Below are 24219 nucleotides of genomic sequence, written 5' to 3' on the forward strand. Positions count from 1 at the left end.
TGTGATCGGATCCTCCTTTTGTGGATCTCCGGGCTGCCGATGGCCTGCTTAGACCAAAGTGGGCGTTGAATTTCCATGTTTTTACACTAACGTAACATTCGACCGCGAGACGTCGCCAGCCGAGCCTTAGGCCACTCGTTCCCCTCATGGCAAGGAGCCTTCATGTCCGCACCACTCAGCTATCGCGCCGGCCCGACCGACGCCCCCCTGCTCGAACAGACCATAGGTGAATACCTGCACACCATGGCGCGCCGCTTCCCGGAGCGACCCGCCGTGGTGGTGCGTCACCAGCAGATCCGCTGGAACTGGCAGGAGTACGTCCGCGAGATAGACAGGCTGGCCAGAGGCCTGCTGGCCATCGGGATCCGCCCCGGCGATCGGGTCGGCATCTGGTCTCCCAACAACATAGAGTGGTGCCTGGTGCAATTTGCCACCGCCCGTATCGGCGCCATCATGGTCTGCATCAATCCCGCCTATCGCCAGGAAGAGCTGGCATTTGCCATCAACAATGTCGGCTGCCGTGCCCTCATCTGTGCGAGCCGGTTCAAGGGCAGCGACTACCTCGCCATGCTGGCTGCGCTGGCCCCCGAGCTGGCCAGTGCCGAGCCGGGAGCACTCAAGGCGGCCGCCTTGCCGACCCTGTCCTGGGTGGTGCGGCTGGGAGAGGACAAAAGCCCTGGCATGCTCAATTTCGGCGACCTGCAGACCCTGGGGGATGAAGCGGACCTTGACCATCTGACGCGGGTGGCTGCCGGACTCAGGGCCTCGGATCCCATCAATATCCAGTTCACCTCGGGCACCACGGGCAGCCCCAAGGGGGCCACGTTGAGCCACCACAACATTCTCAACAACGGCATGCTGGTCGCCGCCGGCATGGGACTGACGGAGCAGGACAGGCTCTGTATCCCTGTTCCCCTCTATCACTGCTTTGGCATGGTGCTCGGCAATCTGGTCTGTCTGAGCGTGGGGGCCTGTGCCTTGTTTCCGGCCGAATCCTTCGACCCCGCGACCACCTTGCAGATGGTGGAGGAAGAGCGCTGCACTGCCCTGCACGGGGTGCCGACCATGTTTATCGCCGAGTTGGAGCTGCCGCACTTTGCCGAGTTCGATCTGGGCTCGCTGCGCACCGGCATCATGGCGGGAGCCATCTGCCCGGAGCCGCTGATGCTGCGGGTGCAGACCCTGATGCACATGAGGGAGGTGACCATCGCCTATGGCCAGACCGAGTGCAGCCCCATCAACCATATGACGGCGGTGGATTGCCCCCTCGACAAGCGGGTCACCACGGTGGGCCGGGCCATAGGTCATACCGAGATCAAGCTGGTCAGCCCGGGTGGCGAGACGGTTGCCATCGGCGAGAAGGGGGAGGTCTGCTGCCGGGGTTACGGCGTCATGAGCGGCTACTGGCAGGACGCGGCCAAGACGGCCGAGACCATAGACGCCGAGGGATGGCTGCATTCGGGCGACATAGGGGTGATGGACGAAGAGGGGTATGTGCAGATCGTCGGTCGCAGCAAGGAGCTGATCATCCGTGGCGGTGAGAATATCTACCCGCGAGAGGTGGAGGAGCGGCTCTACGACCACCCGGCGGTGCAGGATGCCGCCGTGTTCGGCATCGACAGCGATCGCTACGGGGAGGAGGTGTGTGCCTGGATCAAGCTCAGGCCCGGCTGCGATGCCGATGAAGAGGCCATCAAGCACTTCCTGTCGGCGCGGATCGCCTACTTCAAGGTGCCCCGTTACATCCGCTTCGTGGAGGAGTACCCCATGACGGTGACCGGCAAGCTGCAGAAATTTCGCATGAAGGAGCTGATGAGCGCCGAGCTGGGCGGGCACTAGCCGCGACTCAGGGAGGCGCCTCCCTGCTGGCTCGGCGGGCTGGCCTGGTGTGGGCGCCTGCTTGCCCGCGTTGGGCCGGGGGCAGGAAGGCGACCAGATCGACCCGGTCACACTGGCTCTCCTCCAGGAAGCGTTCGCCATAGTGCTGCCAGATGCGGCTGCGCAGGAAGAGGGCGAAGAGGTCAGGGTCTATGTGCCCCTCGTCGGCCATCTGGCTCATGATGGCGAGGGACTGGCTGAGGGACTTGCCCGACTTGTAGGGGCGATCCCTGGCGGTCAGGGCCTCGAAGATGTCGGCGATGGCCATGATGCGGGCCGGTATGCTCATCTGCTCCCGGGTCAGTCCCCTGGGGTAGCCGCCGCCATCCATCCTCTCGTGGTGGCCGCCGGCTATCTCGGGCACCTGCTTGAGGTGGCGGGGGAAGGGCAGCCGCTCCAGCATCTTGATGGTCTGTATGATGTGTTCGTTGATCTTGTAGCGCTCCTCCTCGCTCAGGGTGCCTCGACGGATCCCGAGGTTGTGAAGCTCGCCGCGATCATAGCGATATGCGGGCACGGCCACCTTGAAGCCCCAGGGATTGTCCGGGTTCAGCTGCTCATCCTGGCTGCGGGGGATCCTGTGCTCCGGCCTGTCGGACAACAGTGACTCGCGGCAGGGCAGGGCAGCCGGGGCGCCCTGGTAGCGCCCCAGCTCCTCGGTACCGAGGCCGAGCCGGTTGTCCAGGGTGCGCCACCAGCTGCGACTGGCGATGCGCTGCAACTGCTCGAGCCGCTCGGGGGCCATCCACTCCCCCCCCTGGTTGCACTCGGCCACGAAGGCAAACTCCGCATCCAGCTCGGCCCAGCACGGCAGTACGGCGGTCCGGGCCGCGCTCTGCTGCGCCTCGGTCAACTGCTCGCTCAGGGCCGCGATGTGGGCATCGCGCTTGAGCACCTCGAAGCGGGTGCGTACCTCATGGATGCGATCGTAGAGGGTCTCCAGCTTGGTTGCCTTGTCGACCACGAACTCCGGGGTGGTCACCTTGCCGCAATCATGGAGCCAGCTGGCAATGTGGATGGCCTCCCACTCCTGTTCGCTCGGGTTGAAGCTGGCGAAGGGGCCTTGCCGCTCGGCGCTGGCCGCCTCGGCCAGCAACCGGGTCAGCTCCGGCACCCGCTGGCAGTGGCCGCCCGTGTAAGGGCTCTTGGCATCGATGGCGCCGGCGATGAGCTCGATGAAGGCCGCCAGCAGCCGCTTCTGTTCCGCCAGCAGGCGCTGGTTCTCGATGGCTGAGGCCGAGGTGCCGGCCAGCGCCTCGATGAGGCTGATGCGGGCGCCCAGTTCGGCGGGCGAGCAGGGAGGCAGCAGGATCAGCAGGCAACCGATCACCTCCTGATGATGATCATGCAGGGGTTCGGCCACCAGATGCCCCTCACCCGGATAGTCACCCCAGCCCGCGAGATGGCGCTGCCAGAGCCCGGCCTCGAGGACCAGCTTCACCCGCTCGCCGCGCAACACGGGGCGCAGCAGGGGGGCGCCATCGATCCGCTGCGGCGGCTGGCCCCGCCAGAAGGCGCGCTCCGGATGCAATTCCCCCGATACGACCAGATAGAGGGCCCCGCCGTTGGCGCCCGCCGCGGCTATGGTCTCGCCGAGCACCCGCTGGAACAGGGCATCGACGTCGTGTTCGGCCCCGAGTGCCCGACCTATGTTCATGAAGTTGCCCAGGGTCAGGCGCATGCCCGACATGGTACGGGAGAGATCGTCTATCTCCAGGATGGCGGAGTGGGGATCTTCTCCCTGACTGAAATCGAAATGCTGGATGCGCTCGGCCTCCCGGGTCAGGGCCCGCAGGGGCATGGCGGTGCGTCTGGCCACCAGCCAGATGATGGGGAGCAGCAGCAACAGGGCAAGCAGGGCGCTGCCAAGATTGTGCAAGGCCTGCTGTTTGGCCCCCGCGAACAGGCGCTCGCTGCGGATCAGCAGCCCCAGGTAGAAGGGGGATCCCTCGCCGATGGGGGAGAGATTGACCTGCCACTCCCCCCGCTCTGGATCGTCCAGGGTCAGGGCGCTATGTCCATCAAGCAGGGTGGGCTCGGCGCTGAGGCGACGCTGCAGCAGGGTGAAGACGGGATCGTTGAGGCTCGAGATCTTGGGCAAGACCCTCAGCCGCTCGTAGCCGGGCAGCTGGGCCGGATCCGTTGCCAGCAGGGTGCCGTGATGATCGAACAGCACCAGCAGGGTTCCCTCCTGCTGTATCTTGCCGATGAGGGTGGAGATGCGCTCGACACTGGCATCGATGCCGATCACCGCCTTCTTGTCCCGACTCGCCATGGCCAGGGTGATCCCCGGCTCCTGGGTGGTGAAGAAGAGATAGGGCGGGGTACTGGCGATGCCGCTGCTGCGCAGGGCTTGTTGATACCAGCGGCGGGCGCGAGGATCGAACTGGTAGTCTGCCACGGTCGTGCGAGCGATCAGCTGCTGGCGGGCATCATAGTAGAGGTATTCTCCCCTGCCGCCGACCAGGCTCTGCACCAGCAGGCTGCTCCCCTCGGGCAGAGGGCCCAGCTGCCCCTTGACCCTGTCGGTCAAGGGGCGAACCAGAAAGAAATCCCCGTTCTCATAGCCGACAAAGATGGCGCCATAGCCGTGGTTGCTGGCCAGTGCCTCGGTCAGCTGGGGCAGGAAGGCGAGCCGGGCTTCCTGGGTCTGGGCCTGCATCAGTGTCCCGGCCGCCAGCAGGGAGAGGCTGGTGCGGGCGGGGCGCTCGTTGAGTCGCAGTGCCAGGGCCAGCTGGTCGCGATACTGCTGGAAACTGCGATATTCATAAGCCATGCCCAGGGCTCTATGCTGGTCGAACTGCTGTAGTATCAACAGGGCGCCGAGCAGGCCGAACAGGCCGATAAACAGGGTGGCGATATGCACGTAGAAGGGGCGGCGTCGTGCACCGGTTAGCCTCATGATCCGTATCCTTGTGATGGTCATTCATCCATGGTTGACCAGCAATGAGTGTGGCTCATGACATCAGGATCGCCAGTGAGGGAATGATTGTGTCTCATTTAGAGCTAATGATAGAGTGAGCCCTTTCCCCTCCCAGGAGTGAGTCATGCGCGTTCCCTATTCGGTACTGGATCTGGTACCCGTTCCCGTCGGCTCTCACCCCGCCGATTCCTTTCGCCGCTCCCTGGCGCTGGCCCAGCAGGCCGAGGCCTGGGGCTATCACAGATACTGGCTGGCGGAGCATCACAACATGCCCGGCATCGCCAGTGCGGCCACGTCTGTACTCATCGGTCACCTGGCCGGCGGTACCCGCACCCTGCGCCTCGGGGCGGGTGGCATCATGTTGTCCAACCACTCCCCTCTGGTGATCGCCGAGCAGTTCGGCACGCTCGCCTCTCTCTATCCGGATCGGATCGATCTCGGTCTTGGCCGGGCGCCCGGCTCGGATCAGCGTACCATGCAGGCCTTGCGTCGCCAGCGCAGCGGTGAGGTGGATGATTTTCCCGCCGACGTGGCCGAACTGATAGCCTATTTCGGGGATGAGGCGGGCCCGGTGCGCGCCGTGCCTGGGCTCGGGCTCCATCTCCCCGTCTGGCTGCTCGGATCCAGCCTCTACAGCGCCCAGCTGGCGGCGGCCATGGGCTTGCCGTTCGGGTTCGCCTCCCATTTTGCCCCGGCTCTGTTGTCCCAGGCACTGGAGATCTATCGTAGCCAGTATCGCCCCTCGGCCCGCTGGCCCAAGCCCTATGCCCTGGTCTGTGTCAATCTGATCGCCGCCCGGAGCACGGCCGAGGCGCGCTTCCTGTTCAGCACGGTGCAGCAGCAGTTCCTACGTCTCTATCGGGGGGACGCGGGTGAGCTGCCGGCGCCGGTGGAGGAGCTCACCGGCTGGGCTCCCCATGAGCTGGTGGCGATGGAAAAGACCTTGTCGCGCTCCCTGGTGGGGGATGAGGCGGCGGTGCGCCATGGCATCCAGGCGCTGCTGGCCGAGACCCGGGCCGACGAGCTGATGTTCAATGGCCCCATCTTCGATCAGGAGGCCAGGCTGCGCTCCTTCGAACTGGGGGCCCGAGTCATGCAGTCCCTCTAAGTCTCTGCTCCGGCGATCACCTGGCGCCATGGGCCGGGTGATCGCCGTCCCCTTCCTTCGCTTTCAACCCTTTCCAGCCCCTGTCATCCCATCCGTTCACCTTCCCGAGTCAGCGCCAATCCCTTCTCTGTCAGCGCCTGATTTCCAGTATGTTTTCCGGTATTTCACCGACGTTCGTGCATTGAGCGTGACTTTTTTCGTGTTTTTGCCGAGTGGTCAGTGGGCTGCCTGTCAGGTGCCGGCGCTCGCAAGGGCCTGCTCGCCGTCCCTTCTGGCCCGCAGCGACCCATGGGTAAATTAATGTTTAGATCATTAAACAAAAAATTGAAATTTCATTACTAGGCTAACGATGAGGGCAGAGATCTGATATCTCTCTTCAGCTGTTAAATAGCTTTAAATCATGAGCTTATGAATGTATCACCGTATCGTAGTGGCTATTTACCCTTTTAATGTTCCTGTAAAGTGTTTAGTGTAGTAATGGAATTGCGCCATGGTCACTCCATGGCGCTACGGTAGTCATCCATTAAAAAAGGGCAACATGACAGTCAAACTGGAAGTAAAGACCCTGTACAAGATCTTTGGCGATCAGCCTGACAAGGCATTCAAACTATTGGAAGAGGGAGAGGATCGCGCCGGTATCTTGCAAAAGACCGGGCAGACTCTCGGCGTTCATGACGTGAACCTGCAGATCCATGAGGGCGAGATCTTCGTGGTGATGGGGCTGTCCGGATCCGGAAAATCCACCCTGGTGCGGCTGCTCAATCGCCTGATCGAGCCGACCCGTGGCCAGGTGCTGATCGATGGCGAAGACATTGCCACCATCTCGGACGAGGCCCTGCGCCAGGTGCGTCGCAACAAGATCAGCATGGTGTTCCAATCCTTCGCACTCATGCCTCATCTGACGGTGCTGGACAATGCCGCCTTCGGTCTGGAGCTGGCCGGGGTCCCCCTGGCGACGCGCCATCGCAGTGCCCATCAGGCCCTGGCCCAGGTTGGCCTGGATACCTGGGAGCACGCCTACCCCGATGCCCTCTCCGGCGGCATGAAGCAGCGGGTCGGCCTGGCGCGCGCCCTGGCAAACGACCCGGATATCCTGTTGATGGATGAGGCGTTCTCGGCGCTCGACCCCCTGATCCGCACCGAGATGCAAGATGAGCTGCTCAAGCTGCAGGCGAACCATCAGCGCACCATCATCTTCATCTCCCACGATCTGGACGAGGCGATGCGCATCGGCGATCGCATTGCCATCATGCAGGATGGCCGGGTGATCCAGGTGGGCACCCCGGACGAGATCCTGAGCCAGCCGGCCAACGACTATGTGCGCGCCTTCTTTCGCGGGGTGGATCTCGCCAACGTCTTCAGCGCCCGGGATATCGTCAGCCGCAAGCAGATGCCCCTCATCAAGAAGCATGTCACCGATGGCCCGGCCAATGCCCTGCGCCAGCTCAAGGAGCAGGAGAGAGAGTTCGGCTATGTCGTGGATCGCAGCCGGCGCTTCGTCGGTGTCGTCTCCCTCGACTCCCTGGATCGCGCCGTGGCGAGCAAGGGCAGCCTGGATCAGGCCCTGCTGGGGGAGATCCCCCCCTTGCTGGCGGATACTCCCTTGCACGAACTGATCAGTCAGGTGGCGGCGGCCCCCTGCCAGGTGCCCGTGGTCGAGGAAGATGGCACCTATCTCGGTCTCATCTCCAAGGCCAGTCTGCTCAACACCCTGGACAGGAGTACCCCGGCATGAAACAGCTGATATCCCTCTGGCTGGCGACGCTGCTGCTGGCCAGCCAACCGGCCTGGGCCGACGCCGCCGGTGCGCCCGAGGATCCCTGGGCCAGCGCCCCCGCCAGCCAGAGCGAAGCGGATCCCTGGGGCAGCACCACTCAAACCGCCGTGGCCAGTAATGACTGGCAAGACCAAATAGCCGAGGCCGATGACGGGCCCGCCTTCGACCCCCTGGATCCCTTCCAGCAGGCCTGGCTGCCGCTCGATGCCTGGGTGGAGCAGGGCATCGACGTGCTGGTCACCCACTTTCGCCCCCTGTTCCAGATCATCAGGGCGCCGGTGGAGGTGACCCTCAACGCCTTGACCCAGGCGCTGCAAACCGTGCCCTCCGCCATCATGGTGCTCCTGCTGACCCTGATTGCCTGGCAGCTGGTCAGCGGCGCCATGGCTCTGGGGGCGCTCGGTTCCCTTGTTGCGATAGGCCTCATCGGTGTCTGGTCTGATGCCATGGTGACCCTGGCCCTGGTGATGACCTCCCTGCTGTTTTGCATGGTCATCGGCCTGCCGACCGGCATACTGCTGGCGCGCAGCGAGCGAGCCACCGCCTGGACCCGGCCCCTGCTCGATGCCATGCAGACCACGCCGGCCTTCGTCTACCTCATCCCCATCGTCATGCTGTTTGGCATCGGCAACGTGCCCGGAGTGGTGGTGACCATCATCTTCGCCCTGCCCCCCATGATACGGCTGACCATTCTCGGTATTCGCCAGGTCCCGGCGGATCTCATCGAGGCGGGCCATTCATTTGGCGCCAGCCCGCGTCAGTTGCTGTTCAAGGTGCAACTGCCCCTGGCCATGCCCACCATCATGGCCGGGGTCAACCAGTCGCTCATGCTCTCCCTCTCCATGGTGGTGATCGCCTCCATGATCGCGGTGGGTGGTCTGGGGCAGATGGTGCTGCGGGGCATAGGTCGCCTCGACATGGGCATGGCCTCGGTCGGTGGTCTTGGCATAGTGCTGCTGGCCATAGTGCTCGATCGCCTCACCCAGGCCATGGGCCAGTCGGGGGGCGGGCGCGTCGGGCGCTGGTATCAACGAGGCCCCGTCGGCCTGCTGCTCGCCCCGTTCGGGCGCCATCATCAGACTCACACCAAAGGAGAAGTATTATGAGAACCATCACCAAGGGATTGACCCTGAGCACCCTGCTGCTGAGCTCGACCGCCATGGCCGCCACCCTGGTGCAGCCCATTCAGAGCAACGTGCCGGAGGAGGCGTTCCAGACCCTGCTGGTGAGCAAGTTGCTGGGGGAGCTTGGCTATGACGTCAAGCCCGCCAAGGAGGCGGACTACAACGTGGGCTATGCCTCGGTCGCCAGTGGCGATGCGACCTTCCTCGCCTTCAACTGGAATCCGCTGCACAAGGACAAGTACGAGAAGTCGGGTGGGGACGCCAAGTTCTACCGCCATGGGGACTATGTGACCGGTGCGGCCCAGGGGTATCTCATCGACAAGGCGACCGCCGACAAGTACGGCATCACCAATATCGCCCAGCTCAAGGACCCCAAGCTGGCGGCCCTGTTTGACAGCGACGGTGACGGCAAGGCCGATCTGGCCGGTTGCAACCCGGGCTGGGGCTGCGAGGGGGTGATCAACCACCAGCTCAAGGCCTACGAGCTGGACAAGACGGTGACCCACCAGCAGGGCAACTACGCGGCCATCATTGCCGACACCATCACCCGCTACAAGGAGCACAAGCCGGTGTTCTACTACACCTGGACCCCTTACTGGGTGAGCGGTGAACTGGTGCCGGGCAAGGATGTGGTCTGGCTGGAGGTGCCCTTCACCGCCCTGCCGGATGGCCGCGAGGGCGACACCAAGCTGGCCAATGGCAAGAACTATGGCTTCGAGATGAACAGCATGCACATCGTCGCCAACAAGGCATTCGCCGAGGCGAACCCCTCGGCGGCTACGCTGTTTGCGCAGATGAAGCTGCCCATCAATGACATCAATATCCAGAACAGCCTGATGAAGCAGGGGCAGAACAAGCCGGCGGATATAGCGCGTCATGCCGACGCCTGGCTCAAGGGGCACGAGGCCCTGGTCACGCAGTGGCTCACGGCGGCGCGGGCCGCCAACTAGGCGCCATCCCCCCGTCACTCTCCCCGCCCGGCCTGTGTGCCGGGCTTTTTTCATCCGGGTAAATCGGCTATAAGATATTGATCTGCAATGACTGTCACCCGAATGTCGGGTCGCTGTCGTCAAGGATTTCGCCTAAGCCGGGTACGCTTGCTCTCGTCACTACCACAAGGAGTTCATCGATGATCGTCAGGAAGTTGAGATTGCAGCGCGGCTGGTCACAGGATCAACTGGCCACCCTGTCCGGGTTGAGTGTCCGCACGGTGCAACGGATAGAGGGGGGCCAGGCCCCCGGTCTCGAATCCCTCAAGGCCCTGGCCGCCGTCTTCGAACTCGACATCAGTCAACTGCAGGAGAGCGAGATGAGTGAAACCAAGGGAGCGCAAGGCGTTGCGCCGGACGAGCGCGAGGCGATGGAGTTTGTGCAGGGATTGAAGGGGTTCTACGGCCACCTCATCAGCTACGGGCTGGTGATCTGCCTGCTCTGGGTCATCAACCTGGTGACCAGCCCGGGACATATCTGGGCCTGGTGGCCCATGCTGGGCTGGGGCATAGGGCTGGGGGCCCACGCCTTCAACCTGTTCAAGCTGCCCAAGTGGCTCGGCCCCGACTGGGAGCGACGCCAGGTCGAGAGGCGGCTCGGGCGCAAGCTCTAATCCTTGCCACTGTGTCGAGCCATGAAAACGCCCGGGATGACCCGGGCGTTTGTATTGGGGGCGGCGGGATCAGATCCCCGAGCCGTCGCTCTCGCCACTCTCTTCGTGCAGGCCGCATTCGCGCTTGAGGCCGAAGAAGCGGGTCTGCTCCTCGCTCATGCCCGGCTCCCACTTGGCGGTGGTGTGGACATCGCCCACCGACAGGTAGCCTTGCTCCCACAGGGGGTGGTAGGGGAGGTCGTGCTCCTTGAAGTAGTAGAAGACGTCCTTGTTGCTCCAGTCTATGACCGGCAGGAACTTGAAGCGGCCGCGCTGGATGGCCAGCACCGGCAGCTTGCCGCGGCTGCCGGACTGCTCCCGGCGCAGGCCCGAGAACCAGGTCTGGGCGCCGAGATCATTCAGGGCCCTGTCCATGGGCTCCACCTTGTTGAGCTGGTTGTAGCGGGTGATCCCCTCCACCCCCTGCTCCCACAACAGGCCGAAGCGGGCCTCCTGCCAGGCCGGGCTGAGCTCGGCCCGGTAGATCTTGAGGTTGAGGGCGAGGCGCTCGCTCAGCTCGTCGATGAAGCGGTAGGTTTCGGGGAACAGATAACCTGTGTCGGTCAGCACCACGGGGATATCGGCCTGCTCGCGGCTCACCAGGTGCAGCATCAGGGCCGCCTGAATGCCAAAACTCGAAGAGAGGATGTGCTGTCCCGGCAGGTTGGCCAGGGCCCAGCGTACCCGCTCGGGGGCGCTCATGGCCTCCAGCTCGCGGTTGTGGGGGGCCAGGGCGGCGACCTGCTCCTCTTTGGAGAGGGTGAGCAGTTGTGTCAGATCCAGTGTCATCTCTGTGTCTCGCTCTGTGAAGAAACGGGCGCCTCGCGGCGCCCTTGGGATCAGGCGGCGTAGAAGTCCACGGCGGAGTTGACCACGGGGGCTATGATGCCGGCACGGATCACGAAGTCGCCGAAGCACTCGCCTTGGTTGCGCTCCTTGGCCCAGCGGCCGATGAGGGCATCCAGCTCTGCCAGGATCTGCGGCTCTGTGATGTTCTCCTGATACATGCGGGGGATGCGGGTCCCCTCCAGGTTGCCGCCCAGGTGCAGGTTGTAACGGCCGGGGGCCTTGCCCACCAGACCCACCTCCGCCAGCATGGCGCGCCCGCAGCCGTTGGGGCAGCCGGTGACCCGGAAGATGATGGCATCCTGCGCCAGGCCGTGCTTGGTCAGCAGCCCTTCGATGTCGGTGACAAACGCCGGCAGCATGCGCTCGGCCTCGGCCATCGCCAGGGGGCAGGTGGGCAGGGCCACACAGGCCATGGACTGTTTGCGCTGCTCGCTCACGCCATCATCGATGAGGCCGTACTGACGGGCCAGGGCTTCGATGCGGGCCTTCTCGCCGGCAGGCACCCCGGCGATGATGAGGTTCTGGTTGGCGGTGAGGCGAAAATCCCCCTGGTGGATCTTGGCGATCTCCAGCATGCCGGTCTTGAGGGGCTTGCCCGGGAAGTCCAGCAGGCGGCCGTTCTCGATGAACAGGGTCAGGTGATGCTTGCCGTCGATCCCCTCCACCCAGCCAAAACGATCGCCACGGCTGGTGAAGACATAGGGGCGGCTCTCGGCAAACGCGATGCCGGCGCGGCGCTCCACCTCGGCCTTGAAGGCCTCCACGCCCACCCGCTCGAGGGTGTACTTGGTCTTGGCGTTCTTGCGGTTGACCCGGTTGCCCCAGTCGCGCTGGGTGCTGACCACGGCGGCCGCCACGTCCAGCACGTGGGAGAGCGGAATGAAGCCGAAATCGCTCGCCTTACGCGGATAGGTGCTGGTGTCGCCGTGGGTCATGGCCAGACCCCCGCCCACCAGCACGTTGAAGCCCACCAGCTTGCCGCCATCTGCGATGGCAACGAAGTTGAGATCGTTGGCGTGGACATCGATGTCGTTGTGGGGCGGGATCACCACGGTCGTCTTGAACTTGCGCGGCAGGTAGTTGGAACCCAGGATGGGCTCCTCGTCTTCACCAAGCTTCTCGCCGTCCAGCCAGATCTCCACGTAGGCACGGGTCTTGGGCAGCAGGTGCTCTGAGATCTGCTTGGCCCACTCGTAGGCCTCCTGGTGCAGTTCGGACTCCACCGGGTTGCTGGTGCAGAGCACGTTGCGGTTCACGTCCCCGGCGGTGGCTATGCTGTCGATGCCTGTGCTGTTGAGGGTCTGGTGCATCAGCTTGATGTCGCGCTTCAGTACCCCGTGGAACTGGAAGGTCTGGCGGGTGGTCAGGCGGATGCTGCCGTACAGGCTGTGCTCCTCGGCGAACTTGTCGATCACCTGCCACTGGGCCGGGGTGATGATGCCGCCCGGCAGACGGGCCCGCAGCATGACGTTGTGCAGGGGTTCGAGCTTCTGGGCGGCGCGCTCGGGGCGGATGTCGCGGTCATCCTGCTGGTACATGCCGTGGAAGCGGATCAGCTGGAAGTTGTCGCCGTTGAAGCCGCCGGTGAGGGGATCCTTGAGATCCTGCTCTATGGTGCCGCGCAGGAAGTTGCTCTCGCGCTTGAGGCGTTCGTTGTCAGCCAGCGGCCCTTCGACCGGTCCCGGAATAAGTTGCTTGCTCATCAATAGACATCCCTTTGATAACGTTTGGCACGACGCAATTCGCTCAAATACTCTTCTGCTTCTTCACGGCTCTTGTGGCCGTGCTCGCTAATCACATCCAGCAGGGCTTCCTGCACATCCCTGGCCATGTGGTTGGCGTCGCCGCACACATAGAAGTGGGCGCCGGCTTCCAGCCACTGGTAGAGCTCAAGCCCCGCCTCGCGCAGGCGATCCTGCACATAGATCTTCTCGGCCTGATCCCGGCTGAAGGCCAAGGAGATCTTCGACAGCAGGCCCGACTTCACATAGCGCTGCCACTCCACCTGATAGAGGAAGTCCTGGGTGAAGTGGGGGTTGCCGAAGAAGAGCCAGTTCTTGCCGGAGGCACCGATGGCGTCCCGCTCCTGCAAGAAGGCACGGAACGGGGCTATGCCGGTACCCGGGCCCACCATGATGACGGGGGTATCGGGATTGGCCGGCAGGCGGAAGTTGTCGTTGTGCTCCACGAACACCCGTACCTCGGCCCCGTCATCCAGCCTGTCGGCCAGATAGGAGGAGGCGGCGCCACTGCGCACAGTGCCATCCTCCTGGGGGTAGCGCACCACGCCCACGGTCAGGTGGACCTCCTCTTCCACTTCGCTCTGGGCGGAGGCGATGGAATAGAGGCGGGGCGTGAGCGGGCGCAGCAGGCTGGTCAGCTGCTCGGCGCCAAGGGCGGTCGGGAAGCGCTTGAGCACATCCACCACCTGGGCGGAAGCCACCAGGGCATTGAGCTGGGCCTTGTCACCGGCGATGTCATGGAGCGCCGCATCGGTGGAGATCTCGGCCAATCCGGTGATGAAGCCGCCGTGCAGTCGGGTCAGCTCGTAGTGGCGAGTGAGGGCGGCGCGCAGGGAGCCATGCTCGCCGGGCTCGTCACCGGTGAGACCCGCCAGGGCCAGCACTTCCCCCACGAGATCGGCGTCGTTGTCGAACCAGACCCCGAGGGCGTCACCGGGCTGATAATGGATGCCGGACTCTTCCAGGCTGATCTCGATGTGGCGTATGTCCTTGGTGGAGTCGCGGCCGGTGATCTTCTGGTTGACTGACAGGCGCGCTGGGAAGGGGTTGGCCTTGTCGAACTGGCGGTGACCCACGGCCGCCTTGACGGCGCCAGCCACAGAGCCGGTCGGGCCCGTATTCAGGGTCGCGGCGACCGCGGCCAGGGCCTGTTCGGTCCAGGCCTTGGCGCCGGCCTCGTAATCCACGTCCAGACTGGCGAGGGGGGCGATGCGCTCACCGCCGGCCTGGGCCAGCCAGCCATCGAAATCCTGACCTGTCTTGCAGAAGAATTCATAGGAGCTGTCCCCCAGCCCCAGCACGGCGAACTTGACGCCGTCGAGCTTGCCGAGCTTGCCCTTCTTGAGCTGCTCGTGCAGATCCACCGCGGGCTCGGGCGGCTCGCCCTCGCCATAGGTGCTCACCACCACCAGCAGGTGGGTCTCCTTCTTGAGCTGCTTGGGCTTGTAGTCCGCCATGGAGACCAGGGTCACCGGCAGTCCCTGTGCCTGGGCTTGCTGGTGGATGGCGCTGGCCACCCCCTTGGCGTTGCCGGTCTGGGAGCCGTACAGAATGGTCAGGCTGCCGCCGGCCGCCGCGGCCGGGATCGGCGCCGCCGCCACCCCGCCACCGGCCTGGGCCAGACCATAGAGGTAGCCGCTGACCCAGGTCAGTTGCTGGCTGTTGAGGGTGGCGAGGGCCTGGCTCAGCTGGCGCTGCTGCTCATCGGAGAGGGGGGTTATCTGGGTCAAAGAGTCCGTCACTTGCATCACACACGTCTTCCATGGTCTGATTTTTGGTCAGGGTAAGGGGTACGATGGATAACAACAAAGAATAAAAATGTCTTTTTTATTCGATTGAGGCATTAAGAAGAGTCGGACGGACGCTGGATGCGGGATGGCGCCCATGGTGGCGTCGGGAGAGTGTCCTGATCCTGAGTCAAGGGAGAGTGGCAGCTCCCGCTTGGCTGAGGTCCATGGAATGCCATTGTCATGATGTAACCATAAAAAAGAGGCCCCGCCATGGCGGAGCCTCTCGTTGCACTGGCTGTCAGGATTGGCCTGACAGCTTGCCGTCTGCGGACCTTATTTCTGCGGACGCAGGGCCGGGAACAGGATGACATCGCGGATGGTGTGGCTGTTGGTGAACAGCATCACCAGACGGTCGATACCTATGCCCTGACCGGCAGTGGGGGGCAGGCCGTGTTCCAGCGCGGTGACGAAGTCGGCGTCGTAGAACATGGCTTCGTCGTCCCCTGCGGCTTTCTGGTCAACCTGAGCCTGGAAGCGCTCGGCCTGATCTTCCGCATCGTTCAGCTCGGAGAAGCCGTTGGCCAGCTCGCGGCCGCCGATGAAGAATTCGAAGCGGTCGGTCACGTCCGGGTTCTGGTCGTTGCGACGGGCCAGCGGGGAGACGGCGGCCGGGTACTCGGTGATGAAGGTCGGTTGCAGCAGCATGTGTTCCACCGTCTCTTCGAAGATCGCGGTGATCACGTGGCCCAGCTCCCAGCTCTTCATCAGCTCGATCTTCAGGCCCTTGGCGACGGCGGTGGCCTTCTCCAGGGTGGCCAGATCGTCACGGGTCACATCCGGGTTGTACTTCAGGATGGAGTCCACCATGGAGAGACGCTGGAACGGCTGACCGAAATCGATGGTCAGACCCTCTTCGCCCTCTTTGGCGTAACGGATTTTGGTGTCCCCCAGGATGTCCTGGGCCAGGGTGCGCAGCATCTCCTCGGTGAGATCCATCAGATCGATGTAGTCGGCGTAGGCCATATAGAACTCGAGCATGGTGAACTCGGGGTTATGGCGAACGGAGATGCCTTCGTTGCGGAAGTTGCGGTTGATCTCGTAGACACGCTCGAAGCCACCGACCACCAGACGCTTCAGATAGAGCTCGGGGGCGATACGCAGGTACATGTCGATGTCCAGCGCATTGTGGTGGGTGACGAAGGGACGGGCGGAGGCGCCACCCGGGATGACCTGCATCATGGGGGTTTCCACTTCCATGAAACGCTTGTCGTTCAGGAACTTGCGGATACCTGCCACCACCTTGGTACGGGTCACGAAGGTCTTGCGGGACTCTTCGTTGGCGATGAGATCCAGGTAACGCTGACGGCAGCGGGCTTCCTGGTCGGTCAGCCCCTTGTGCTTCTCGGGCAGCGGGCGCAGGGCCTTGGTCAGCAGGCGGATGGCTTCGACGTGGACGGAGAGCTCGCCGGTCTGGGTCTTGAACAGGGTACCTTCGACACCGACGATGTCACCGAGATCCCACTTCTTGAACTGCTCGTTGTAGAAGCCTTCCGGCAGGTCGTCACGGGTCACGTAGATCTGGATCTTGCCAGCCATGTCCTGCAGAGTCGCAAACGATGCCTTGCCCATGATCCGGCGGGTCATGATGCGACCGGCGATCGATACCCGTTTACCCAGGGCGACCAGCTCATCGCTGCTCTTGTCACCGAACTCGGCGTGCAGATCGCCGGAGAGGCTGTCACGACGAAAATCGTTGGGGAAGGGATTGCCCTGGGCGCGCAAGGCGGCCAGCTTGGAACGACGCTCAGTCATCTCGTTGTTGAGTTCGAGTGATTGATCGACTTCCGCAGTGGTGGTTTGTTCAGACATGGTGATTCCTGCTGTTCTGTGTTTACAGGCCTGACTTCAGGCTGGCTTCGATAAACTTGTCCAGATCGCCGTCGAGCACCCCTTGGGTGTTGCGGGTCTCGACGCCGGTGCGCAGATCCTTGATACGGGCGTCATCGAGCACGTAGGAGCGGATCTGGCTGCCCCAGCCGATGTCGGACTTGGTCTCTTCCAGGGCTTGCTTCTCGGCATTCTGCTTCTGAATTTCCAGCTCGTAGAGCTTGGCCTTCAGCTGCTTCATACACTGATCTTTGTTCTTGTGCTGGGAACGGTCGTTCTGGCACTGCACCACCACCCCGGTCGGGATGTGGGTGATACGCACTGCGGACTCGGTTCGGTTGACGTGCTGACCACCGGCACCGGAGGCGCGGTAGACGTCGATGCGCAGATCCGCCGGGTTGATCTCGATGTCGATGTCGTCATCGATCTCGGGATAGACGAACACGGAGCAGAACGAGGTGTGACGACGGCCACCGGAATCGAACGGCGATTTCCGTACCAGACGGTGGACGCCGGTCTCGGTGCGCAGCCAGCCGAACGCATACTCGCCGGTGAACTTGATGGTGGCGGACTTGATGCCGGCCACGTCCCCTTCGGAGCATTCGATGAGCTCGGGCTTGTAGCCGTGGGCATCGCCCCAGCGCAGGTACATGCGCAGCACCATGTTGGCCCAGTCCTGGGCCTCGGTGCCGCCGGAGCCGGACTGAATGTCGATATAGCAGTCGGAGGCGTCGTGCTGGCCGGAGAACATGCGGCGGAACTCGAGATCCACCAGCTTGGCCTCCAGCCCGTCGGCTTCGGCCACGGCTTCATTGAAGGTGTCCTCGTCCTCGCCTTCCACGGCCAGCTCGACCAGCATGGCCACGTCGTCGGCGCCCTGGGTCAAGGTGTCGATTGTGCCGACCACGTTTTCCAGCGCGACGCGCTCCTTGCCAAGGGCCTGGGCACGCTCGGGTTCATTCCAGACGTCCGGCTGTTCCAGCTCGGCATTGACCTCTTCTAGACGCTCTTTCTTGGCGTCATAGTCAAAGGTACCCCCTAAGCAGCTCGGTCCTCTCAGACAGCTCCTTAAGCTTGTTTAATACAGGATTGACTTCAAACATCGTGAAAACTCTCGGGGTCGATGTGATTTAAAAACGGGATATTCTAGCCAATTGTGGAAGGAATAAACAGGGTTGCCCCGCCCTTGTCGTCTTCGATGGTGCAATGAGTGGTGCATTTTTGGCCGCGGGGGCGAAAAATTTGCCGGGTTGGCAAGATCCGGGTTCAGATTTTCCGCAACCGGCCGCTATTCATTGCTGCAAGACTAGGATGCCGATGGCATCGGTGGGCACACTCTCTTCCTGACATAAGAAGCACACATGATGAAAAACCTCTCACTCAAGCAGAAGATACTGTTATCTGTGGTGATCGCCCTCTCGCTGGTGATCCTGCTGCTCTCCTGGCAGAGCTACTCCAGCCAGAAAAACCAGTTGCTGCAAGGCAGTCAGGAGCAGGTGCTGCGTCTGGGCGACCAGCAGGCCCAGAGTGTCAGTGACTGGCTCGCGGCCCGCCGGGACGTCATCCAGGCCCTGGGCAACAAGGCGAGTGCCCAACCCCTCGATGCCCTGCAGCAGGCCCAGGTCTCCGGCCGTTTTCAGCTCACCTATTTTGGTGAGGGCAGCGGCAAGATGCATGACTCCGACCCTTCCATCAACCGTGACGGCTATGATCCCCGCTCCCGCGGCTGGTATCAGGAAGCCATGGCCAAGGGCGGCATGATAGTGACCAAGCCGTACCTGGACGTGGCCTACAACGTCATGGTGGTCACCCTGGCCCAGCCGGCCCAGGGCGGCGTGGTGGGGGGGGATCTCTCCATCGCGGCCCTGGTGGAAGACATCACCAAGATGAAGCTGCCCGCCGACGGTTTTGCCATCATGATGCACAAGGACGGCACCGTCATCGCCTACAAGGATGCCGCCAAGGCGATGAAGCCGGCCACCGAGATCGACAACGATCTCACCAATGCCCTGATCGATCAGAGCAAGGCGAGCCAGAGCCTGGTGCCAGCCTACTTTGATGGCGAAGGCCGCGACAAGCTGCTGCTGGCGGTCGATGTGCCGGGCACCGACTGGGAGCTGGTACTGGTGCTGGACAAGGGAACCCTGGAGGCGCCCCTCTCCTCCCTGCTGATGACCCAGCTGGCCATGGCGCTGGTGGTGCTGGTGGGCAGCATACTCGCCATCTCCTGGCTGGTCAGCCTGCTGCTGGGCCCCCTGGTCAAGGTCTCCCAGGCCCTGGCCCGCATCGCCGACGGCAACGGCGACCTGACCCAGCGCATCAAGATAGATGCCAATGACGAGGTGGGTCAGCTGGCGGACAGCTTCAACCGCTTCGTAGGCAGCCAGCATCAGCTGATTGGCCACATTCGCAACCTGGCCCACGAGCTGGACGCGGACGCGGAGCGCAGTCTGGTCACCAACCAGGCCGCGGTGGAAGAGCTGCAGCGCCAGCAGCAGGAGGTGACCATGGTCGCCACTGCCGTCACCGAGATGGCCAGCGCCACCATGGAGATCGCCGGCAACGCCGAAAACACGGCGGCGGCGGCCCAGCAGTCGACCCAGAGCAGTGAACAGGGCAAGCAGCTGGTGAACCAGACCCGGCAATCGATCAACAGCCTGGCCAGTGAAGTGGGGCAGGCGACCGAGGTGATCGGCGAGCTGAGTCGCCACGCCCAGGCCATCTCCGGCATCCTCTCCACCATCCAGGGCATCGCCGAGCAGACCAACCTGCTGGCGCTCAACGCCGCCATCGAGGCCGCCCGTGCCGGTGAGCAGGGCCGCGGTTTCGCCGTGGTGGCGGACGAGGTGCGGGTGCTGTCGCGCCGCACCCAGGACTCCACCCAGGAGATCCAGTCCACCATAGAGACGCTGCAACAGACCACGGCCCGTGCGGTCAGCCTGATGCAGACCAGCCAGGGTCTGGCGGACAACAGCGTGCAGGATGCCGATGCCGCCGCCGCCGCGCTCGAAGAGATCACCCAGGCCGTGTCCCTCATTTCCGACATGGCGGGCCAGATAGCGACCGCCGCCGAGGAGCAGACCCAGGTAACCGGCGAGATCACCCAGAACACCACGGCGATCAAGGACGTGACCGACGAGATCACCGCCTCCGCCATGCGCGATCTGGATCAGGCCCACAGCCTCAAGGGCCGGGCCACGGATCTGAGCAAGCAGGTGTCGACCTTTATCCTCTGAGGCACAAGGTCAGCGTCATGAGAAAGAGCCCGGGAGGGCTCTTTTTTTATGGCCGAATCTGGGGGAGAGGGGCCGGGCAAAGGGGCTGGCTTCCATGCCGCCCGGCCCAGGCGCCGATTGCTGGTGACTTTCGAGGAGCCATGGGGAGAGCACTCATGTCCGTTTGGGAGCTCGGTCTGTTGCCTGGCTCGCGGTGGCCTGCCGCGAGGACGGTGTTGCCATGGCGCGGCCCAGGGCATTGCCGTGCCAGCATCTGTGCCGAGTGCCTGAGCCCGCGGGGCAGCATGGCATGAGCGGGGGAGGGTGAGGCGGGTCAGATCACGCATCCCGGGATGTTATTGCGGGCGTACCCTGGTCTCGCAGGGCCCAGGGCGCAGAGGATGCAGCCTTGCGTGACGCATGACAGGGCCGAAAGCGAAGGCGCTGGCAGCCCCCGGCAATGAAAAAGGCGACCGCAAGGTCGCCTTTTCAGCATGCAGAGCGCGGGATCAGAGCTGCTCGATACCCACGATATGCCAGGGGGCGCCGGCCTTGGCCAGATTGCGCTCCAGGTGCCACACCTCTTTGATATCTTCCTCGACCTGCTCCTGACGGTCCATGTAGCGGCCGCTGAAGCGCACGCTCACCTGGGCCCAGTCGCTGCCGTGGTCGGCGCGCACCAGCTGGGTGTCCACGTACATGACTTCGGTATGCTGCTCGCCGGAGAGCTCGGCGCGCTCCGCCTTGAGCTGCTCGAACAGCTCGGGGCTGACGTACTCGCGCATCTTCTCCAGATCGTTCTGGTTCCAGGCCTCTTGCAGGGTACGGTAGTGATCGCGGGCACCGGACAGGAAACCGTTCATGTCAAAGCCCGGCGGCAGGCGGAAGGGCACGTCGCTGTCGGCGAAACCGGTCGCCTGCGGGGCGCTGGCGCTCTGCTCGAACTGCTGGGGGGCCTGAGGCTGGTAGCCGGCATAGGCCGTGCGCTGCTGGGGTGACATCTGGGCCGCCTTGCTGCGGCGCAGGGCGCGGATCAGGAAGAAGGCGCCGAGGGCCAGAGCCGCTATCAGCAGCATGTCCATGCCCTGCAGACCTTCGAAGGCGCCGCTGCCCAGCAGGTAGGCGAACAGGCCACCGGCCAGCAAGCCGCCCAGCAGGCCGCCCATCATGCCGCTCTTCTTGGGAGCCGCTTGCGCGCCCAGGGTCGGATTCTTGTTGTCCACAGGCTTGGCCGCCGGTTGGGCCGGCGCCGTCTTGTAGCTCTTGCCAAAGGATTTGCCGCCGCCAAATTTCTTGGCTTCGGCGATGGGAGCCCCCAGGCCAATGGCCAGGATCAGGGCAAACAGGGTCAGCATTTTTTTCATTTTGACGCGTTTCACTCTCAGCTATGGGTGGGGCATGTCCCGCTAGTGGCAAGGCGCATGGCAGGCTGCCAGTCCCGCAATGTGGCGCAGCTTGGCGCTAGGAGTAACATCCCAGGCATGAATTGTTCATGAACGAAGTAAGGGGGAGACAGCCTGCCCGAGTGGTGCCTCCCTGGCAAGGGCGGCGCGGGCCGATCCGGTTCCTCGCCAGATTAGCGCTCGCGGTGGCGGGCTTTCTTTTGTAAAATTCCCGTCCCCTTCCCGCTGCGGTTTTTAGGTGTATGGCAGAGCAAGTGACGGCGAAAAAAGACGCCAAGACACAACAGCTGAAAGTTCCCCCCCACTCCTTCGAGGCAGAGCAGTCCGTACTGGGCGGCCTGATGCTGGACAACGAGGCCTGGGATCGGGTGGCCGAGCGGGTGATCGACAAGGACTTCTACAGCCGACCCCACAGGCTGATCTTCCAGGCCATGGACAGGCTCTCCAACGCCGGCAACCCCATCGACCTCATCACCCTGCAGGAGGAGCTGGAGCGTTCCGAGCAGCTGGAGGAGGCCGGTGGTTTCGCCTATCTGGTGGAGATCGCCAAGAACACCCCGAGCGCCGCCAACATCAGCGCCTACGCCGAAATCGTGCGCGAGCGCGCCGTGGTGCGGGAGATGATCTCGGTCGCCAACGAGATAGTCGAGGCGGGCTACGAGCCCCAGGGCCGTACCTCCGGCGATCTGCTGGATCTCGCCGAGAGCAAGGTATTCAAGATCGCCGAGCAGCGCACCAGCGCCAACGAGGGTCCCCAGCCCTTGAAGCTCATTCTCGAACAGACCGTCGACAAGATTGAGGAGCTGTTCAAGACCCCCCACAACGGGGTGACCGGCGTCTCGTCGGGCTACAACGATCTGGACAAGATGACCGCCGGCCTGCAGCGCTCGGATCTCGTCATCGTCGCGGCCCGCCCCTCCATGGGCAAGACCACCTTTGCCATGAACCTGTGCGAGCACGCGGCCCTCACCGCCGACAAGCCGGTGCTCATCTTCTCCCTGGAGATGCCCTCCGAGCAGATCATCATGCGTATGCTCGCCTCTGTGGGGCGCATCGACCAGACCAAGGTGCGGACCGGCCAGCTCGACGACGAGGATTGGGCCCGCCTCTCCTCCACCATGGGGCTGCTGCTCGAGAAGGGCAAGATGTACATAGACGACGCCTCCGGCCTGACCCCGACCGACGTGCGCTCCCGTGCCCGGCGCATCGCCCGCGAGCACGGCGGCCTCTCCATGATCATGATCGACTACCTGCAGCTGATGCGGGTGCCCGCGCTCTCCGACAACCGGACCCTGGAGATAGGTGAGATCTCCCGCTCCCTCAAGGCCCTGGCCAAAGAGCTGCAATGCCCTGTGGTGGCGCTCTCCCAGCTGAACCGAAGCCTGGAACAGCGGGCCGACAAGCGGCCGGTCAACTCGGACCTGCGGGAATCGGGCTCCATCGAGCAGGATGCGGATTTGATCATGTTCATCTACCGCGACGAGGTCTATCACGATGACAGTCCCGACAAGGGGATCGCCGAGATCATCATCGGCAAGCAGCGTAACGGCCCCATAGGCCGGGTGCGGCTCACCTTCCAGGGCCAGTTCTCGCGCTTTGACAACTACGCGGGTCCTGCGTTTGATGATGACTATTGATGTAAACCCAAGGTGAGGGCTGCGTAGCCATCACTGCAACTGCCCTGACCGATGGCCAACTCAGATAGTGGCCGACCGTCAGGGCTTGTTTTCCCGGTTCGACAATTCTGCCGGTCCGGCCTTAGACGATGAGATTTGAGGGCTGACACCACCCGGTGCCTGATTATCATGCCCTCGTAAGGGAAAACAGATGAAAGCGGCTATCGCCCAGATCAATACAGCGGCCCTGCGCCACAACCTCGCCGTGGTCAAGCGCCACGCCCCCCAATGCAAGATCATCGCCGTGGTCAAGGCCAACGCCTACGGCCACGGCCTGCTGCCGGTCGCCCGCACCCTGGTGGATGCGGACGCCTACGCGGTAGCCCGCATCGAAGAGGCGCTGATGCTGCGCTCCTGCGCCGTGGTCAAGCCCATAGTGCTGCTGGAGGGCTTCTTCAGCGCCGCCGACCTGCCGGTGCTGGCGGCCAACAACCTGCAGACCGCGGTGCACACCTGGGAGCAGCTCGAGGCGCTGGAGAAGGCCGAGCTGCCCGCCCCCGTGGTGGCCTGGCTCAAGCTCGACACCGGCATGCACCGGCTCGGCGTGCGGGCCGACGAGATGCCTGCCTTTATTGAGCGCCTCGGCAAGTGCAAGAACCTGGTGCAGCCGTTCAACGTCATGACCCACTTCAGCCGCTCCGATGAGCTGGAGCAACCCGCCACCCGCGAGCAGATTGACTTGTTCAGCCAGCTGACCGCGCCGCTGTTGGGCGAGCGCGCCATGGCCAACTCGGCAGGCATCCTGGCGTGGCCGGATTCCCACTGCGACTGGGTGCGCCCGGGCGTCATCCTCTACGGCGTCTCCCCTTTCCCCAACACGGTGGCGGCCGATTACGACCTCAAGCCGGTGATGACCCTCAAGACCCAGCTCATCGCGGTGCGGGAGCACAAGGCGGGCGAGCCGGTAGGCTATGGCGCCAACTGGGTGTCGACCCGCGATACCCGGCTCGGGGTGATTGCCATCGGCTATGGCGACGGTTATCCGCGCATGGCCCCCAACGGCACGCCAGTGCTGGTCAATGGCCGCATCGTGCCCCTGGTGGGACGGGTCTCCATGGACATGACCACTGTGGATCTCGGTCCCGGCGCCACCGACAAGGCCGGTGACGAGGCGGTGCTCTGGGGGGAAGGGCTGCCGGTGGAGCGGGTGGCCGACCAGATCGGCACCATTCCCTATGAGCTCATCACCAAGCTGACGTCCAGAGTCTTTATGGAGTACGTCTAACACTTTGACTCGGGATGGCGGTCGAGGAGATAGGCACGAT

The 24219-nt window shown here is 63.6% G+C and carries 16 protein-coding genes; 9 read left to right on the forward strand and 7 right to left on the reverse strand.

What is annotated here, in order from left to right:
* Positions 1-162 precede the first annotated feature (162 nt).
* Positions 163-1839: an AMP-binding protein gene (locus tag ACEUCR_RS07515; protein WP_408789206.1), complete on the forward strand. Its 1677-nt coding sequence runs from the start codon at positions 163-165 to the stop codon at positions 1837-1839.
* A gap of 7 nt (positions 1840-1846) precedes the next feature.
* Here ACEUCR_RS07515 and ACEUCR_RS07520 read toward each other — a convergent pair whose 3' ends face one another.
* Complete coding sequence (locus tag ACEUCR_RS07520) at positions 1847-4780, reverse strand: HD domain-containing phosphohydrolase (RefSeq protein WP_408789209.1); 2934 nt, start codon at positions 4778-4780, stop codon at positions 1847-1849.
* A 145-nt stretch (positions 4781-4925) separates the two neighbouring features.
* Between ACEUCR_RS07520 and ACEUCR_RS07525 the strand changes: the two genes are divergently transcribed.
* The 5 genes from ACEUCR_RS07525 to ACEUCR_RS07545 all read left to right on the forward strand — a co-directional run bounded on the left by ACEUCR_RS07525 (position 4926) and on the right by ACEUCR_RS07545 (position 10413).
* The gene (locus ACEUCR_RS07525) at positions 4926-5909 is read left to right on the forward strand and encodes an MsnO8 family LLM class oxidoreductase (RefSeq protein WP_041992812.1); all 984 of its coding nucleotides are present in this window, start codon (positions 4926-4928) and stop codon (positions 5907-5909) included.
* Between the two features lie 538 nt (positions 5910-6447).
* Positions 6448-7644, forward strand: coding sequence for a glycine betaine/L-proline ABC transporter ATP-binding protein ProV (gene proV, locus ACEUCR_RS07530; protein ID WP_392443953.1), 1197 nt, complete (start codon positions 6448-6450; stop codon positions 7642-7644).
* Positions 7641-8792 (forward strand): glycine betaine/L-proline ABC transporter permease ProW, encoded by a 1152-nt coding sequence (gene proW, locus ACEUCR_RS07535; protein ID WP_408789213.1) that lies wholly within the window; start codon positions 7641-7643, stop codon positions 8790-8792. The genes proV and proW overlap by 4 nt, the downstream gene beginning before the upstream one ends.
* The gene (gene proX / locus ACEUCR_RS07540; protein ID WP_041992820.1) at positions 8789-9760 is read left to right on the forward strand and encodes a glycine betaine/L-proline ABC transporter substrate-binding protein ProX; all 972 of its coding nucleotides are present in this window, start codon (positions 8789-8791) and stop codon (positions 9758-9760) included. The genes proW and proX overlap by 4 nt, the downstream gene beginning before the upstream one ends.
* A 179-nt stretch (positions 9761-9939) precedes the next feature.
* Positions 9940-10413 (forward strand): 2TM domain-containing protein, encoded by a 474-nt coding sequence (locus ACEUCR_RS07545; protein WP_111874104.1) that lies wholly within the window; start codon positions 9940-9942, stop codon positions 10411-10413.
* Between the two features lie 69 nt (positions 10414-10482).
* On the opposite strand, the gene ACEUCR_RS07550 is transcribed toward ACEUCR_RS07545, so the two are convergent.
* The 5 genes from ACEUCR_RS07550 to prfB all read right to left on the reverse strand — a co-directional run bounded on the left by ACEUCR_RS07550 (position 10483) and on the right by prfB (position 17763).
* Positions 10483-11241 carry a phosphoadenylyl-sulfate reductase gene (locus ACEUCR_RS07550; protein ID WP_408775180.1) on the reverse strand — a complete coding sequence of 253 codons (759 nt, stop codon included), beginning with the start codon at positions 11239-11241 and terminating at the stop codon, positions 10483-10485.
* A 50-nt stretch (positions 11242-11291) separates the two neighbouring features.
* Entirely contained in the window at positions 11292-13004 is a 1713-nt protein-coding gene (cysI, locus tag ACEUCR_RS07555; RefSeq protein ID WP_041992826.1) for an assimilatory sulfite reductase (NADPH) hemoprotein subunit, read from the reverse strand.
* Positions 13004-14791, reverse strand: coding sequence for an assimilatory sulfite reductase (NADPH) flavoprotein subunit (locus ACEUCR_RS07560; RefSeq protein ID WP_408789638.1), 1788 nt, complete (start codon positions 14789-14791; stop codon positions 13004-13006). Before ACEUCR_RS07560 ends, cysI begins: the two co-directional genes overlap by 1 nt.
* Before the next feature lie 315 nt (positions 14792-15106).
* Complete coding sequence (gene lysS / locus ACEUCR_RS07565) at positions 15107-16642, reverse strand: lysine--tRNA ligase (RefSeq protein WP_041992831.1); 1536 nt, start codon at positions 16640-16642, stop codon at positions 15107-15109.
* Positions 16643-16664: 22 nt separating this feature from the next.
* A protein-coding gene (gene prfB, locus ACEUCR_RS07570) for a peptide chain release factor 2 (protein WP_111874099.1) occupies positions 16665-17763 on the reverse strand; the annotation gives its coding sequence in 2 pieces (ribosomal slippage) (positions 16665-17687 and positions 17689-17763; 1098 coding nt in all).
* 261 nt (positions 17764-18024) lie between these two features.
* On the opposite strand from prfB, the gene ACEUCR_RS07575 reads away from it, so the two are divergent.
* Entirely contained in the window at positions 18025-19896 is a 1872-nt protein-coding gene (locus tag ACEUCR_RS07575; protein WP_041993805.1) for a methyl-accepting chemotaxis protein, read from the forward strand.
* A gap of 488 nt (positions 19897-20384) precedes the next feature.
* Here ACEUCR_RS07575 and ACEUCR_RS07580 read toward each other — a convergent pair whose 3' ends face one another.
* The gene (locus tag ACEUCR_RS07580) at positions 20385-21239 is read right to left on the reverse strand and encodes a Tim44 domain-containing protein (RefSeq protein WP_041992834.1); all 855 of its coding nucleotides are present in this window, start codon (positions 21237-21239) and stop codon (positions 20385-20387) included.
* A 281-nt stretch (positions 21240-21520) separates the two neighbouring features.
* On the opposite strand from ACEUCR_RS07580, the gene dnaB reads away from it, so the two are divergent.
* On the forward strand, positions 21521-22915 hold the full coding sequence (dnaB, locus tag ACEUCR_RS07585; RefSeq protein WP_041992836.1) for a replicative DNA helicase: 1395 nt from the start codon (positions 21521-21523) through the stop codon (positions 22913-22915).
* Between the two features lie 190 nt (positions 22916-23105).
* A complete protein-coding gene (alr, locus tag ACEUCR_RS07590; protein WP_408789218.1) occupies positions 23106-24179 on the forward strand; it encodes an alanine racemase in 1074 nt (357 codons plus the stop codon).
* The last annotated feature ends 40 nt before the right edge of the window (positions 24180-24219 follow it).

The sequence above is a fragment of the Aeromonas bivalvium genome (assembly GCF_046078285.1).
GTDB classification, from domain to species: domain Bacteria; phylum Pseudomonadota; class Gammaproteobacteria; order Enterobacterales; family Aeromonadaceae; genus Aeromonas; species Aeromonas bivalvium.

Bases quoted from the DNA above. Each gene is read 5' to 3' on its own strand.
- cysI (WP_041992826.1), bottom strand. From the start codon at position 13,004: ATGAGCAAGCAACTTATTCCGGGACCGGTCGAAGGGCCGCTGGCTGAC.
- ACEUCR_RS07520 (WP_408789209.1), bottom strand. From the start codon at position 4,780: ATGAGGCTAACCGGTGCACGACGCCGCCCCTTCTACGTGCATATCGCC.
- proV (WP_392443953.1), top strand. From the start codon at position 6,448: ATGACAGTCAAACTGGAAGTAAAGACCCTGTACAAGATCTTTGGCGAT.
- lysS (WP_041992831.1), bottom strand. From the start codon at position 16,642: ATGTCTGAACAAACCACCACTGCGGAAGTCGATCAATCACTCGAACTC.
- ACEUCR_RS07525 (WP_041992812.1), top strand. From the start codon at position 4,926: ATGCGCGTTCCCTATTCGGTACTGGATCTGGTACCCGTTCCCGTCGGC.
- ACEUCR_RS07560 (WP_408789638.1), bottom strand. From the start codon at position 14,791: ATGCAAGTGACGGACTCTTTGACCCAGATAACCCCCCTCTCCGATGAG.
- proW (WP_408789213.1), top strand. From the start codon at position 7,641: ATGAAACAGCTGATATCCCTCTGGCTGGCGACGCTGCTGCTGGCCAGC.
- dnaB (WP_041992836.1), top strand. From the start codon at position 21,521: ATGGCAGAGCAAGTGACGGCGAAAAAAGACGCCAAGACACAACAGCTG.
- ACEUCR_RS07575 (WP_041993805.1), top strand. From the start codon at position 18,025: ATGAAAAACCTCTCACTCAAGCAGAAGATACTGTTATCTGTGGTGATC.
- ACEUCR_RS07515 (WP_408789206.1), top strand. From the start codon at position 163: ATGTCCGCACCACTCAGCTATCGCGCCGGCCCGACCGACGCCCCCCTG.
- ACEUCR_RS07580 (WP_041992834.1), bottom strand. From the start codon at position 21,239: ATGAAAAAAATGCTGACCCTGTTTGCCCTGATCCTGGCCATTGGCCTG.
- ACEUCR_RS07545 (WP_111874104.1), top strand. From the start codon at position 9,940: ATGATCGTCAGGAAGTTGAGATTGCAGCGCGGCTGGTCACAGGATCAA.
- proX (WP_041992820.1), top strand. From the start codon at position 8,789: ATGAGAACCATCACCAAGGGATTGACCCTGAGCACCCTGCTGCTGAGC.
- ACEUCR_RS07550 (WP_408775180.1), bottom strand. From the start codon at position 11,241: ATGACACTGGATCTGACACAACTGCTCACCCTCTCCAAAGAGGAGCAG.
- alr (WP_408789218.1), top strand. From the start codon at position 23,106: ATGAAAGCGGCTATCGCCCAGATCAATACAGCGGCCCTGCGCCACAAC.